This is a genomic window from Novosphingobium sp. NBM11, from assembly GCF_015390225.1.
Lineage (GTDB): Bacteria > Pseudomonadota > Alphaproteobacteria > Sphingomonadales > Sphingomonadaceae > Novosphingobium.
Map to the genome: position 1 here is coordinate 1266021 of NZ_VUOG01000001.1, position 14854 is coordinate 1280874.

The following is a 14854-nucleotide window of genomic DNA, read 5'->3' on the forward strand; positions in this document are numbered from 1 at the left end:
GCCGATCAATCCCCCGCGCCGCGGCGCATGGCGCCGAAGAGATGGACCACCATCGCGAGCACCGTGCCCACGACCAGCCCGACCACCGCCGAGACCCCGGCATAGGCCAGCCAGCCGGCAACGCCGCCCGGCACCCCTTGCCCCACGCCCGCCTGCACCGCGTGCTGGATGCCGTGCGCCAGGGCCGCCGGATGGTGGAACCCCAATTCGTCCGCGCCGTGGAGCAGGATGCCCCCGCCGACCCACAGCATCGCCGCCGTGCCCACCGTGGCCAGCAACCACATCACGCGCGGCATCGCCGCCACCAGCATTCGCCCGAACCGTCGCGTCATCGCCCCCGCGCCCGGCCGCCGGGCAAGATGAAGGCCGATATCGTCCATCTTCACGATCACGCCGACCGCGCCATAGACCGCGATGGTGATGAGAATGCCTACGATCGCGAGGATGATCGCGCGCGCGATCAAGCCCTGCCCACTGACTTCGGCCAGCGCGATCGCCATGATCTCCGCCGAAAGGATGAAATCGGTGCGCACCGCGCCTGCCACCCGTTGATGTTCGAACGCGGCAACATCACCGACAGGACCGTCGAGCGTTTCGCCGTGCTTGTCGCCGCCGAGCTTCTCCATCACCTTTTCGGCGCCTTCGAACGACAGGTACAGCCCGCCCAGCATGAGCAGCGGCACCACCGCGCCCGGCAGGAATTCGCTGAGGATCAGGGCGATCGGCAGCAGGAACAGCAGCTTGTTGCGCAGGCTGCCGCGCGCGATGCGGAAGATCACCGGCAGTTCGCGATCCGGGGTGAAGCCGGTGACGTAGGACGGCGTGACCGCCGCGTCATCGATCACCACGCCCGCCGCCTTGGCCCCGGCCTTACCCGCCGCCGCACTCACATCGTCCAGCGAGGCGGCCGCCGCGCGGGCGATCACCGAAACATCGTCAAGCAGCGCGACCAGGCCCGATGGCATGTAAAATTATGTCCCTGAAAGCAGTTGGCCCGCCCGGTGTGGACAGACCAATGGATTATCGCAAGGCGCAACAACGGGCAATCGCGGCAAAACCGGCGAGGACGGGCGTGGGAGAATGGGTATTTCATCCGATGCGGTTGTTTTGGAAAGGCGTGCCCCCGCTTGGGCGGCAAGGCAGCGTGCCAAGCGCAACAGCCTTAACGCGCCCTACACCTTGTCGCCCAACGCTCCGTTAGCGGCATAGGGGTAGAACCGCAGGATCGATACGGATGGTCGCCACAACGGCGACATCAAGGAGAGATTGGTCGCCCATGCTACGTTTTGCCCCCCGCTATGGAATCATCTCGCCCTGCCTCGTGCGGCCGGCGCGACGAGGAGCGATCCGGGCGGCGAACGATAACGGCGCGCCGCACACCGGGCAGGACCTTCAGGCGGATTCGCTGGTCGACGCGGCGCTGCGCCTGTTCGGCACGCACGGCCTTTCGGCGGCGGCGCGGGCCTGCGACGCCGCCCACGAGGCGGAACGCCTGGGCGATCACGAGCGCGCCGAATGGTGGATCGCGGTATGCGACACGCTGGACCACCGCATGGCCCGCGCCTTCCGCCGCCAGCAGGCGCGGGCACGGTAGGAAGGGCCGGGAGCGCGGCGCAGGGGCGGGTTGGGTATGTCCAGGAACGCGAAGATCGCCGCTATCATCAGCGTCATTCCGCTGACGTTCTTTCTGATCTATCTGACTTTAGCCGTCCAGTGCGCGATCAATGGCGACCCGGCATTTGACGTTGTGGTCAAACCGGCTGTGGTAATGATGGCTTTCCCGCTTATGTATCTTTTCCAGGACGGAAAGAGCCGGCAGGAAATAATAGACCATCTTTTGGTGGTTTTCAGCATCGCCGGTGGAACTGCGCTGGTGCTCAGTTTCGGACTGGCATGGCTGGCGGATTGGCGTGTCAGGAAGGCGATCGCCTTCAGCGCCGACGATGAACCGCAGCCGACGGCGAAAGGCACGCGGACCAAGGTTGGCGACACCTTTGATTGATGTGGCTGCTGGCGCCGGCGCGACAACCGTCCCAGCGCCCGCCCCGGCCATTTCCGCCCCTGGATTCATCCACCGTTCAGGCTGATCGCGAGACTCGGAAACAGCGCCGCAATGCTTCGCTTGCTATTGCGAACTGTTATCACAAAAACCTTGCAGATCATACCTTTTTCGCGGTTGCTTTCGCCAAAAAGCGGGCCTACGGGCCGTTTTACCCGTCAGGCACCCTTCCCGGCACGCGGGACGCGGGAGGGCTGAGAGGCGGTTGCTTGAGCGTTTGTCCCGCGTCTACGGGGAAAGGACCGTAAAGCATGGCACGCAAGAAGATCGCACTCATCGGCGCAGGCAATATCGGTGGCACTCTGGCCCACCTCGCCGCCCAGAAGGAACTGGGTGATATCGTCCTGTTCGACGTCGTCGAGGGCGTTCCGCAGGGCAAGGCGCTCGACCTTTCGCAGTGCGGCCCGGTCGAGGGCTTCGACGCCAGCATCATCGGCACCAACGATTACAAGGACATCGCGGGCGCGGACGTCATCATCGTCACCGCCGGCGTCGCCCGCAAGCCGGGCATGAGCCGTGACGACCTGCTGGGCATCAACCTGAAGGTCATGAAGGCCGTGGGCGAAGGCATCCGCGACAACGCGCCCGACGCCTTCGTCATCTGCATCACCAACCCGCTCGACGCGATGGTCTGGGCGCTGCGCGAATTCTCCGGCCTGCCGCACAACAAGGTGGTGGGCATGGCGGGCGTGCTCGATTCGGCGCGCTTCAGCACGTTCCTGGCCTGGGAATTCGGCGTTTCGGTGCGCGACGTGAACTCGTTCGTGCTCGGCGGCCACGGCGACACCATGGTTCCGGTGGTCGAATATTCGACCGTCGCCGGCATCCCCGTCACCGACCTCATCAAGATGGGCGCCTCCACCCAGGAAAAGATCGACGCGATCGTGGCGCGCACCCGTTCGGGCGGCGGCGAAATCGTCGGCCTGCTCAAGACCGGTTCGGCGTTCTATGCCCCCGCCGCCTCGGGCATCGCCATGGCCGAAGCCTATCTGGGCGACCAGAAGCGCGTGCTGCCCTGCGCCGCCTATGTCGACGGCGCCTATGGCGTTGACGGCCTCTACGTGGGCGTGCCGGTGGTGATCGGCGCGGGCGGCGTGGAAAAGGTCATCGAGATCAGCCTCGACGACGCGGCCAAGGCCAACCTCCAGGTCTCGGTCGACGCGGTCAAGGAACTGCTGGTGGCCTGCAAGGGCATCGACGGCTCGCTGGCCTGATCGCTTCCCTGGCGACCCCGCGCTGCCATCCGGCGCGCGGGGTCGATCGGGCAACTGCCACGCCCGGCGATACGACTGTTTAGGATTATCGCGGCATAAGCCGCTTTCGCGGACCTTCCGCACCACGGACGAACCCATCCCGAAGAATGGGGACCATCTTTCATCCGGCGATCTCGCGGAACACGGGCCGACTGCCTATATTCCACCGGTCGCCACCCGGCCGCAAACCGGGACGCCGCATCCCTGATGCCCCCGCCGTTCGGGGGCTGACTGATCCCCTCCTCCCCGGGGAAAGGACTGGACCGAGACCATGGGCCAAGAACTGCACGAATTCGACGTCGATCCCAGCCAGGAAGGCCCGCAGCAAGGCCCTTCGTGGCAGAGCAAGCGCTGGCCGATCACCGATGCCGCGCAGGGCGATGACCTGACCCAGGCGCTCGACCCGATGGCGCTGCGGCTGGTGGTGGAAAAGGCCGCCAAAAAGCCCGGCGCGCCCGCGCTGGACGAAGCCGCGCTGGAACAGGCGGCATCGGATTCGATCCGCGCCATGACGTTGATCCGCACGTTCCGCGTGCGAGGCCATCTGGCGGCCAACCTCGATCCGCTGGGCCTGGCCAGGCAGGAACTGCCGGCCGACCTTTCGCCCGAATACCACGGCATCAGCGGCGCGGCACTGGACCGCAAGGTCTATCTCGGCGGCGCGCTGGGGCTGGAATGGGCCACCTTCCGCCAGCTCGTCGACATCCTGCGCCAGAACTACTGCGGCAAGATCGGCTTCGAGTACATGCACATCGCCGACGTGGAGGAGCGCCGCTTCATCCAGGACCGCATCGAGGGCGGCGACAAGGCGATCGACTTCACGCCCAACGGCAAGAAGGCGATCCTGGCTGCCGTGATCCGCGGCGAACAGTACGAGAAGTTCCTGGGCAAGAAATACGTCGGCACCAAGCGCTTCGGCCTGGACGGCGGTGAATCGATGATCCCGGCCCTGGAAGCCGTCATCAAGTACGGCGGCCAGCTTGGCGTGCGCGAGATCATCTATGGCATGGCCCATCGCGGCCGCCTGAACATCCTGGCCAACGTGATGGCCAAGCCATACCGCGTGATCTTCCACGAATTCTCAGGGGGCACCGCCAACCCCGAGGACGTGGGCGGATCGGGCGACGTGAAGTACCACCTGGGCACCAGCACCGACCGCGAGTTCGACGGGATCAAGGTGCACATGAGCCTGCAGCCCAACCCGTCGCACCTGGAAACGGTGGACCCGGTGGTGCTGGGCAAGACGCGCGCGCAGCAGGCGTTCCGCGATGATATCGGCAAGGGCAAGCACAAGCAGGTGCTGCCCGTGCTGATCCACGGCGACGCCGCTTTCGCCGGCCAGGGCATTGTGTGGGAATGCTTCGGCTTTTCGGGCGTACGCGGCTACAACACCGGCGGGTGCCTGCACTTCGTCATCAACAACCAGATCGGCTTTACCACCAGCCCGCAGTTCTCGCGCGGATCGCCCTATCCGTCGGACGTGGCCAAGGGCGTGCAGGCACCGATCATCCACGTCAACGGCGATGATCCCGAAGCGGTGACCTTCGCCTGCAAGCTGGCGATCGACTATCGCCAGCAGTTCGGCCGCGACATCGTGATCGACATGTGGTGCTATCGCCGCTTCGGCCACAACGAAGGCGACGAGCCCGGCTTCACCCAGCCGCTGATGTACGCCAAGATCCGCCAGCATCCGCCGGTCTCCGCGCTCTATGCCGACCGTCTGGTCGAACAGGGCGTGATCGACAAGGACTGGAAGGGCGAAAACGAGGACCGTTTTACCGCGACGCTGGAATCCGAATTCCAGGCGGCCAACACCTACAAGGCCAATGAGGCCGACTGGTTCGGCGGACGCTGGTCGGGCCTCAACAAGCCGGCCGATCCGGTCACCGCGCGCCGCAACGTGGCCACGGGGATCGAGCGCAAGCTGTTCGAAAGCCTGGGCCGGGTGCTGACCACGGTGCCCGACGACCTGACCATCCACAAGACGCTGGGCCGCGTGATCGACGCCAAGCGCCAGATGTTCGCGACCGGCGAAGGCTTTGACTGGGCCACCGGCGAGGCGCTGGCCTATGGCAGTCTTGTCACCGAAGGCTTCAACGTGCGCCTTTCCGGGCAGGATTCCGGGCGCGGCACGTTCAGCCAGCGCCACGCGGTGTGGGTCGACCAGACCGACGAGCACAAGTTCGTGCCGCTGGCCACGCTGCCGCACGGCCGTTTCGAGGTGCACGACAGCCCACTGTCCGAATACGGCGTGCTGGGCTTCGAATACGGCTATGCCAGCGCCGACCCGAAGACGCTGGTGCTGTGGGAAGCGCAGTTCGGCGATTTCGCCAACGGCGCGCAGATCGTGATGGACCAGTACATCGCCGCGTCCGAGGCCAAGTGGCTGCGCGCCAACGGCCTGGTGATGCTGCTGCCGCACGGCTACGAAGGCCAGGGTCCGGAGCATTCGTCCGCCCGCCTCGAACGCTATCTGCAGCTGTGCGCGGAAGACAATATCCAGGTCTGCAACATCACGACGCCGGCCAACTACTTCCACGTCCTGCGCCGCCAGATGCACCGGCCGTTCCGCAAGCCGCTGATCATCATGACGCCCAAGTCGCTGCTGCGGCACCCACTGGCGAAGTCCTCCGCCGCCGACTTCATCGGCGATGGGCACTTCATGCGCATCCTGTCGGACACCAACGGTTCCGCCGACGACAAGACGCGCCGCGTGGTGCTGTGCAGCGGCAAGGTCGCCTATGACCTGATCGAGGCACGCGACGCGGCAGAGCTGAACGACGTGCAGATCATCCGGCTCGAACAGCTCTACCCCTTCCCCGGCGAACCGCTGGCCGCGCGTCTGGCGCGAATGCCGAACCTGGAGGACGTGGTGTGGTGCCAGGAAGAACCGCGCAACAACGGTTCTTGGTTCTTCGTCGATCCGCTGATCGAGGAATCGCTGAAGGCCGCCAAGAGCAAGGTGGCGCGTCCGCGCTATGCCGGCCGCCACGCGGCGGCTTCGCCCGCCACCGGCCTTGCCAAGCGGCACGCGGCCGAACAGGCGGCGCTTGTAGCCGACGCGCTGGGCCTTTCCGTTCGCGATGAAATCCGGCGCAAGAAGAAGGCCTGAAGCCCGCCCTCGCAGCCTAGCCCCTCATTCTTCCCAAGGAATACCAAGCAATGTCCATCGAAGTGAAGGTTCCGACGCTCGGTGAAAGCGTCAGCGAAGCGACCGTCGGCCAGTGGCTGAAGAAGCCGGGCGACACCGTGGCCGTGGACGAGCCCATCGCCAGCCTTGAGACCGACAAGGTCGCGGTGGAGGTCCCCGCCCCGGCTGCCGGCGTGATCGGCCAGCTGATGGTGGCCGAAGGCGATACCGTTTCGGTCGGCGCGCTGCTGGCGGTGATCGAGGAAGGCGGCGCCGCTGCCGTCCCCACTACCGCTACCGCCCCCGCCGCGACCCCGGCCCCCGCCGCCGCCACCGCCGATGCCGACGCCGCCGTGCTTTCGCCGGCCGTGCGCCGCGCGGTCCTGGAACACGGGATCGATCCTTCTACCGTCAAGGGCACCGGCAAGGATGGCCGCCTGACCAAGGAAGACGTCCTTTCCGCAGCGCAGGCCAAGCAGGCAGCGCCCGCCGCCGCTGTTTCGGCCCCTGCCCCCGCTGCAGCGCCCGCTGCCGCGCCGACCGCCGGCCGCAACGAGGAACGCGTCAAGATGACGCGCCTGCGCCAGACGATCGCCAAGCGGCTGAAGAGCGCGCAGGAGAACGCCGCCCTGCTCACCACGTTCAACGACGTGGACATGGGCGCGGTGATGGAAGCGCGCGCCAAGTACAAGGACGTGTTCGAGAAGAAGCACGGCGTGAAGCTGGGCCTGATGAGCTTCTTCGCCAAGGCATCGGTGCTGGCGCTGAAGGACATCCCTTCGGTCAACGCGCAAATCCAGGGCGAAGAGATCGTCTATTTCGACTACGTTGACATCTCGGTCGCGGTCTCGGCCCCGAACGGTCTGGTCGTGCCCGTGGTGCGCGATGTCGACAAGATGAGCTTCGCCGACATCGAGAAGGCCATCGCCGACTACGGCAAGAAGGCGCGTGACGGCGCGCTGACCATGGCCGACATGGCCGGCGGCACCTTCACCATCTCCAACGGCGGCGTGTTCGGCGGGCTGATGTCCACCCCGATCATCAACCCGCCGCAGTCCGCCGTGCTGGGCCTGCACCGCATCGAGGACCGTCCGGTGGTGCGCAATGGCCAGATCGTGATCCGGCCGATGATGTACATCGCGCTGTCCTATGACCATCGCATCATCGATGGCCGCGAAGCCGTGACCGCGCTGAAGACGATCAAGGAAGCGATCGAGGACCCGACGCGGCTGCTGATCGACCTTTGAGGAATGCGTCGCCCCGGCGAAAGCCGGGGCCTCGTTCGGCTGGGTCGCATCTGGCGGCCCGAGATCCCGGCTTTCGCCGGGATGACGAAAGAGAAGACCAATGGCTGAATACGACTATGACGTGCTTGTCATCGGTGCCGGCCCCGGCGGCTATGTCGCGGCGATCCGCGCGGCGCAGCTGGGCCTGAAGACCGCCTGCGCCGAAGGGCGCGAGACGCTGGGCGGGACGTGCCTCAACGTGGGCTGCATCCCGTCGAAGGCGCTGCTGCACGCGTCGGAATACTTCGATGCGGCCAAGAACGGCGCGATGGCCAAGATGGGCATCAAGGTGACGCCGGAACTGGACCTCGACACCATGCAGGGCCAGCGCAAGGAAGCCGTGAAGGGCCTGACCGGCGGCATCGAGTTCCTGTTCAAGAAGAACAAGGTCGACTGGCTGAAGGGCTATGCCACGTTCAAGGACGCGCACAGCGTGGAGGTTGCCGGCAAGACGGTGACCGCGAAGAACGTGGTGATCGCCACGGGTTCGTCGGTCACCCCGCTGCCGGGCGTGACCATCGACAACGCCGGCGGCGTGGTGGTGGACAGCACCGGCGCGCTGGAACTGGCCTCCGTGCCGAAGAAGATGGTGGTGATCGGCGGCGGCGTGATCGGGCTGGAGCTTGGCTCGGTCTGGCGGCGGCTCGGCGCCGAGGTGACCGTGGTCGAATTCCTCGACCAGTTGCTGCCCGGCATGGACGGCGACGTGCGCAAGGAAGCCGGCAAGATCTTCAAGAAGCAGGGCCTGAACCTGAAGCTGGGCACCAAGGTGACCGGCGTGGCGGTGAAGGGCAAGGCCGCCAAGGTCACCGTCGAACCGGCCAAGGGTGGCGAGGCCGAAGTGCTCGACGCCGATGTCGTGCTCGTCTCGATCGGCCGGCGTCCGAACGTGGACGGGCTGGGCCTGGACGCGATCGGCCTCTCGCTGAACGCGCGCGGCCAGATCGAGACCGACCACGATTTCCGCACCGCCGTGGACGGCGTGTGGGCGATCGGCGACGTGATCCCCGGCCCGATGCTGGCGCACAAGGCCGAGGACGAAGGCATCGCCGTGGCCGAGAACATCGCCGGGCTGACCGGCATCGTGAACCACGACGTGATTCCGGGCGTGGTCTATACCCAGCCCGAATTCGCCGGCGTGGGCCTGACCGAGGAAGCGGCCAGGGAGCGCGGTGAAGTGAAGGTCGGCAAGTTCCCGATGCTCGCCAACAGCCGCGCCAAGACCAACCATGAGCCGGACGGCTTCGTGAAGGTGATCGCCGACGCCAAGACCGACCGCGTGCTGGGCGTGTGGTGCATCGCCAGCGTGGCGGGCACGATGATCGCGCAGGCGGCGCAGGCCATGGAATTCGGCGCGACGAGCGAGGACATCGCCTATACCTGCCACGCCCATCCCACGCATTCCGAAGCGATCAAGGAAGCCGCGATGGCGGTGACGGGCAAGCCGATCCACATCTGACGCCCCACATCTGACGCCCTGCGCCAGGTTGCGGAAGCGCGAATGGCCGTCCGGGAAACCGGGCGGCTTTTTCGTTTGGAGCCATCCTTCGTCATTGCGAGGGGCAAAGCCCCGAAGCAATCCAGGGCGGCGCGCGGGACTCTGGATTGCTTCGCTGCGCTCGCAATGACGATGTTGGGGGCGGGTCACGGATTGCACCCCCGCCCGTCACTTCATCCAGCCGGCCTCGCGATACCAGGCAGCGGTAGCGTGGAGGCCCATGCGAGTTTCGACCTGGGGCTTCCACACGTGTTCGGGCGGGCGGGCGCCGTCGGTGACTTGCCAGTCCGGGTGGCACATATAGCCGACGCGGTCCTCCGTCAGCTTGGCGCCCTTGCCCCGGAACAGGCGGTCCGCCCGCGCACCCAGCCGCAATACGCCCGGCGGAAGCGGCACGGCGGCGACACGGCGGCCCACGGCGACGCCGATCGCCTTGGCCAGCCCGACATGGGTCCAGCCGCCGGGCTGGCCGTCGTCCGGCTCGAACACCTTGTGCGTCACGTCCTCGCCGCCGGGGATCAGCGCCAGCAGCAGGCGGGCGAGATCGCTGACATGAATGATCGAGAGCCGGCCTTCGGGTGGCAGCGGCACCACGCCGCGCCGGGCCAGCTTGAACAGCTCGAACATCTCGGTATCGCGCGGGCCGTAGACCGCGGGCGGGCGCACCACCGTCCAGTCGAGGCAGCTGGCCTTGACCATGCGCTCCCCCGCCAGCTTCGACGCGCCGTAGAGCGAAAGCCGCGGTTCGCGCGCGGACAGCGACGAGACGTGGACCAGGCGCGGCACGCCCGCGTTGAGCGCGGCTTCGACCACGTTGAGCGTGCCGGTGACGTTGCCTTCGCGAAAGCCCGCCTCGTCCGGCGCGCTCACCACGCCGGCGATGTGGAGGACCACGCTTGCCCGGCCGACGAGACGGCGCAGCGCGGCCTTGTCTGCCAGATCGCCCTGCACCCATTCGACCCCGGCGCGCGGTTCCTGCGGACGGCGGGCAAGCGCGCGCACTTCCAGCCCGGCACGCGCGGCGTGGTCCAGCACGGCCTGTCCGACGAAGCCCGTGGCCCCGGTGATCGCCAGCAATTCCCCCGCCATCAGCCGCGCGCCCTCACAGCAGGACCAGCTGATCGCGGTGGATCAGGGCGCTGCGCGGGGCATAGCCCAGGATCGCTTCGTGCTCGCGCGTATGGCGGCCCAGCAAGCGGGCGCATTCGGCGGCATCGTATTCGGACAGGCCGCGCGCCAGGATCGCGCCATCGGGGCCGGTGACGGCGATGGCATCGCCGCGCTGGAACTGGCCCTCGACCGTGGTGACGCCGGCGGCGAGCAGGCTGGAGCCGCCTCGCAGCGCGCGCACCGCGCCCTCGTCGACGGTGACCGAACCGCGCACGCGCAGCTTGCCGCCCAGCCATGCCTTGCGCGCCTGCCGCCGCCCGCGCGGCAGGAACAGCGTGCCGCGATCGGCGGACAGCGCCGTGCCGATCGGTGAAACGGGCTGGCCATCGATGATGGCGAGCGCCATGCCGGCGAGTTCCGCGATCTCCGCCGCCTGCAGCTTGGAGGTCATGCCGCCGGAGCCGAGGCCGGACGAGGAACCGCCCGTGGCCATGGCGTGGATTTCCGGGGTGACGCCCTTCACCACGGGAATGCGCACCGCGCCGGGCTGGCGTGGATCGCGATCGTAGAGGCCATCGATGTCGGACAGCAGCAGCACGCCCTGCGCGCCCGCCGCCTGCCCCACGCGCGCGGCCAGCCGATCGTTGTCACCGAAGCGGATTTCCTGCGTGGCGACCGAATCGTTCTCGTTGATCACCGGCACCGCCCCGGCCGCGAGCAGCGTGCCGAGCGTGGCCGTGACGTTGAGATAGCGGCGGCGGTCTTCGAGGTCTTCCAGCGTCAGCAGGATCTGCGCGGCGGTAAGGCCGTGCTGGCCCAGGAGCTCCGCCCACAGCCCCGCCAGCGCGATCTGGCCGACCGAAGCGGCGGCCTGCGCATCGGACAGGCTGCCGCGTCCGCCCTTGGCCAGCCCCAGCCGGCGAGCGCCGAGCGCGATCGCGCCCGAGGACACCACGATCACTTCCTGCCCGCGCCCGCGTGCGGCGGCGATTTCCGCGACCAGCGCGGTCAGCCATTCGCGGCGGGGCTGCCCGTCCTTGCCGACAAGCAGCGCGGACCCGACCTTGACCACCAGACGCGGGCAGGTGGCGGGATCGGACAGATGGGCAAGCTGGGCAATCTTCATGGTCCGCGCCGCTTACGGGAAATGGGGCGGGACGTGAAGGGCGATCGGGGCGAAATGCGGCACGGGTGAACGTGCCACCGCCGCCGCGCCGCCATCACAGTCGGGCGGTCATCCCAGCGGGGACCACGGCTGGCGGTCTTCCTCGTCCTCCACCTCGCCCATCGGGCGTTCGGTAACGGTGGCGGCGGGCAGATAGTCCAGCACGGCATCGAGCAGGCGGTCCATGCCCTTGCCGGTCGCGCCGGAAATGGGGAACACGCGGTCCGCCCCGGCTTCAAGCAGTTCCTGCGAGAACGCCTCGACCAGTTCGGCATCGACCAGGTCGATCTTGTTGAGCGCGACGATGCGGGGCTTTTCATCGAGCCCGGCGCCATAGGCTTCCAGTTCCTCCTCGACGATGTGCATCGCTTCCACCGGATCGGTATCGCCGTGGACATCGATCAGGTGGATCAGCACGCGGCAGCGTTCGATGTGCCCCAGGAAGCGATCGCCGATCCCCGCACCGTCCGCCGCGCCGGCGATCAGGCCGGGAATGTCGGCCAGCACGAATTCGCGGTTGCGATGGCGCACCACGCCCAGCTGCGGCCGCGTGGTGGTGAAGGCATAGGCGCCGACCTTCGCCTTGGTATTGGTGATCTGGTTGATGAAAGTGGACTTGCCGGCGTTGGGCAGGCCCAGAAGACCCGCATCGGCCAGCAGTTTCAGCCGCAGCCAGACCCACATTTCCTGCCCCGGCCAGCCCGGCCCGGACTGGCGCGGCGCGCGGTTGGTGCTGGTCTTGTAGCTGGCGTTGCCGCGCCCGCCATCGCCGCCGCGCAGCAGGGTGATGCGCTGGCCGGCCTCGATCAGGTCTGCCAGCACGGTTTCGCGATCGTCGTCGAGCACCTGCGTGCCGACCGGCACCTTGATGACAAGATCATTGCCGCCCGCTCCGGTGCGGTTCTTGCCCGCGCCGCCCATGCCGCGCTGCGCCTTGAAATGCTGGGTGTAACGGAAATCGATCAGGGTATTGAGGCCGGCCACCGCCTCGAACACGATATCGCCGCCCTTGCCGCCTTCACCGCCATCGGGGCCGCCATACTCGACGTACTTTTCCCGCCGGAAGCTGACCGCGCCGGGGCCGCCGGCGCCCGAACGGATGAAAATCTTGGCCTGATCGAGAAAATGCATGGGTCCTGGTGTCCGGCGGTAGGGCGCTGTTTCGATTGAGGTCGGCGCGGCTCTGCGGCTGCCGCCCTCACCTCTTGATAGCACCCGACAAGAGGCCGGTTAAGAATACTGGTGGAGCCGAGGGGGATCGAACCCCTGACCTCGTCATTGCGAACGACGCGCTCTCCCAGCTGAGCTACGGCCCCGTTCCCAGTATCTTCCGCCTGCCCATGACACGCCATGGACCGGCGGGAGCGCGCCCCTTAGCGCAGCCCTCCCGCCGATGAAAGACCAAAAATCACTTTTTTGGCGAGGTGCCCGTTCCGCCGCCCGCAGTGGCCGGAAGCACCACGGCCGAGGCCGGCTGAGCCACGGGCTGGCCGTATTGCGCCTGCCATGCGGCCAGATCGATGCGGTACTGTTCGTAGCGGCGGTAGAAATCGTCGAACACCACTTCGATGTTCGGCAGGCTGCGCACCGCGAAGGCTTCCAGATCGACCGACTTCACGGCTTCGCCATCCTCGCTGACCGCCAGCACGGCATCGCAGAAATGAGGCAGCGTGGGCGGCAGCGCGAAGTGGTTGTAAACCGCCGTCATGTACTGTTCGCGCGGAGCGGTGAAGCGCGCGCCATATTTCTTGCGAAATTCCTCATCGACCTTCTTGTTCGCGGCCGTGAGCGTGCGCGCATGGTTCTTCAGGAACGCGCGATAGCGCACCAGAATGTTGGCGTGCTTGGGTTCGTTGCAGTTGAGCGCGGCCACGTTGTACGCCGAACGCAGGTTCCACAGCATCTGCGACGGCGAGATGTTGCGGTTGACGGATTCGCGCAGCCCGTTGGCATCGGCTGCCGGGAAGGCAAGGTTGTTGCTGGCGCCGTTGGGCGGCATCGGCTTGGGCGGGATGATGACCACCTTCGGCGGCGGGGGCGGCGGAGGCGGCGGCGGGACGACCTTGGGCGCGCAGGACGCGAGTGCGACGGTCAGAACGGCAACCGTGCCGCCGGTAACGATAGCTGGCCCCGAAAGGCGCGAAAAACGGAACATCTGTACTCCCCCGAAGAGCCCGAAGCGCGCGACCATGCCTGCCGCTGCCTGTCTCCAAGATGAAGCAGCGCTGTAACCCCGCGAGACGGCAAAGAAAATGCCCGGCGACCCTTTCCGGCCGCCGGGCATCCCGTTTTGTCCACACTGTGGCGCGTCAGGCCCGTGCTTCAGGGCAACAAATGCCCGCGCGTTCCGCAGATCAGCGGCGATCGCCCATAAACTGCAGCAGGAACTGGAACATGTTGATGAAGTCCAGGTAAAGCGTCAGCGCACCCAGCACGACCGCCTTGCCGACGAAATCAGTGCCGGCGACCTGCGCGTAAGTTTCCTTGAGGCGCTGCGTGTCATAGGCAGTCAGACCCGCGAAGATCAGCACGCCCAGGAAGCTGATGCCCCAGGCAAGGCCCGGCGAGCGCAGGAAGATGTTGATCAGCGACGCGATCAGGATGCCGAACAGGCCCATGATCAGGAAGCTGCCCATGCCCGAAAGGCTCTTCTTCGTGGTATAGCCGAACAGGCTGAGACCGGCGAAAGCGCCTGCGGTGGCGAAGAACGTCACCGCGATCGAAGGGCCGGTATAGACGAAGAAGATCGCCGACAGCGACATGCCCATCACCACGCTGAAGGCCCAGAACAGGCCCTGCATGGCAGCGGTGGACAGGCGGTTGACGCCGAAGCTCATCACCATGACGAAGCCCAGCGGCGCGAGCGCCACGAGCCAGCGCAGCGGCGTGCCGAACACCGCCGCGGCCATGCCGGTGGTGGCGAACAGCAGCGCGACAATGCCCGAAAGCAGCACGCCCGAAGCCATGTAGTTGTATATCGAAAGCATGTACCGCCGCAGGCCGGCGTCGAAGACTTCGCCGCGACCATAGGCGCCGGAAAGGCTCGGAGACGCGCCGAAGCCCGTCCGAGTGGGCTGAGGATCGTTCCAGTTTGCCATTGTTTCCAAAACTCCGTTGCCGGGCACAATGCCCGATACACGGCAATATCGTAGCATCGCGGGCGGGTTTCAAGCGAAACCGGAACCGGGAACCGGTCGCGAATTGTAAGAATTTGTTGCGGGAGCGACGATGGGGGCGCCTGCGATGGCCATCGCGGGCTTGCGGTACCGGCCTCTGTCCCGGTTCGGCCCCACCCCCAACCCCTCCCGCTTGCGGGAGGGGAGTGAGACTTGCGGTGCCGGAGGCGGCGCTAG

General features: G+C 66.8%; 12 protein-coding genes and 1 tRNA gene. 6 read left to right on the forward strand and 7 right to left on the reverse strand.

Translation table 11 applies throughout. The annotated features are described in order from the left end of the window. Positions 1–5: 5 nt before the first annotated feature. Positions 6–965, reverse strand: coding sequence for a DUF808 domain-containing protein (locus tag F1640_RS06055; protein ID WP_125957079.1), 960 nt, complete (start codon positions 963–965; stop codon positions 6–8). A 311-nt stretch (positions 966–1276) separates the two neighbouring features. Here F1640_RS06055 and F1640_RS06060 point away from each other — a divergent pair, with 311 nt between their 5' ends. The 6 genes from F1640_RS06060 to lpdA all read left to right on the forward strand — a co-directional run bounded on the left by F1640_RS06060 (position 1277) and on the right by lpdA (position 9187). Further along, positions 1277–1594: a hypothetical protein gene (locus tag F1640_RS06060; RefSeq protein WP_194918265.1), complete on the forward strand. Its 318-nt coding sequence runs from the start codon at positions 1277–1279 to the stop codon at positions 1592–1594. Positions 1595–1630: 36 nt separating this feature from the next. Then, positions 1631–2002 (forward strand): hypothetical protein, encoded by a 372-nt coding sequence (locus tag F1640_RS06065; protein WP_194918267.1) that lies wholly within the window; start codon positions 1631–1633, stop codon positions 2000–2002. A gap of 308 nt (positions 2003–2310) precedes the next feature. Further along, a complete protein-coding gene (gene mdh / locus F1640_RS06070) occupies positions 2311–3273 on the forward strand; it encodes a malate dehydrogenase (RefSeq protein WP_124809040.1) in 963 nt (320 codons plus the stop codon). Positions 3274–3583: 310 nt separating this feature from the next. Further along, entirely contained in the window at positions 3584–6424 is a 2841-nt protein-coding gene (locus tag F1640_RS06075) for a 2-oxoglutarate dehydrogenase E1 component (protein ID WP_194918269.1), read from the forward strand. A gap of 50 nt (positions 6425–6474) precedes the next feature. After that, a complete protein-coding gene (gene odhB, locus F1640_RS06080; RefSeq protein ID WP_194918270.1) occupies positions 6475–7689 on the forward strand; it encodes a 2-oxoglutarate dehydrogenase complex dihydrolipoyllysine-residue succinyltransferase in 1215 nt (404 codons plus the stop codon). Positions 7690–7789: 100 nt separating this feature from the next. Beyond that, entirely contained in the window at positions 7790–9187 is a 1398-nt protein-coding gene (gene lpdA / locus F1640_RS06085; protein WP_194918272.1) for a dihydrolipoyl dehydrogenase, read from the forward strand. 207 nt (positions 9188–9394) lie between these two features. Here the strand turns inward: lpdA and F1640_RS06090 are convergent, their stop codons facing one another. From F1640_RS06090 to F1640_RS06115, 6 genes are all read right to left on the reverse strand, one after another. Next, positions 9395–10315: an NAD(P)-dependent oxidoreductase gene (locus F1640_RS06090; protein WP_194918274.1), complete on the reverse strand. Its 921-nt coding sequence runs from the start codon at positions 10313–10315 to the stop codon at positions 9395–9397. A 13-nt stretch (positions 10316–10328) separates the two neighbouring features. Beyond that, positions 10329–11462 carry a glutamate 5-kinase gene (gene proB / locus F1640_RS06095; protein ID WP_124809035.1) on the reverse strand — a complete coding sequence of 378 codons (1134 nt, stop codon included), beginning with the start codon at positions 11460–11462 and terminating at the stop codon, positions 10329–10331. Positions 11463–11570: 108 nt separating this feature from the next. Beyond that, complete coding sequence (gene obgE, locus F1640_RS06100; RefSeq protein ID WP_124809034.1) at positions 11571–12632, reverse strand: GTPase ObgE; 1062 nt, start codon at positions 12630–12632, stop codon at positions 11571–11573. 109 nt (positions 12633–12741) lie between these two features. Continuing rightward, positions 12742–12817, reverse strand: a tRNA-Ala gene (locus F1640_RS06105). A 92-nt stretch (positions 12818–12909) separates the two neighbouring features. Beyond that, positions 12910–13656 carry a hypothetical protein gene (locus F1640_RS06110; protein ID WP_124809033.1) on the reverse strand — a complete coding sequence of 249 codons (747 nt, stop codon included), beginning with the start codon at positions 13654–13656 and terminating at the stop codon, positions 12910–12912. A 199-nt stretch (positions 13657–13855) separates the two neighbouring features. Next, positions 13856–14599: a Bax inhibitor-1/YccA family protein gene (locus F1640_RS06115; protein WP_124809032.1), complete on the reverse strand. Its 744-nt coding sequence runs from the start codon at positions 14597–14599 to the stop codon at positions 13856–13858. Between the last annotated feature and the right edge of the window lie 255 nt (positions 14600–14854).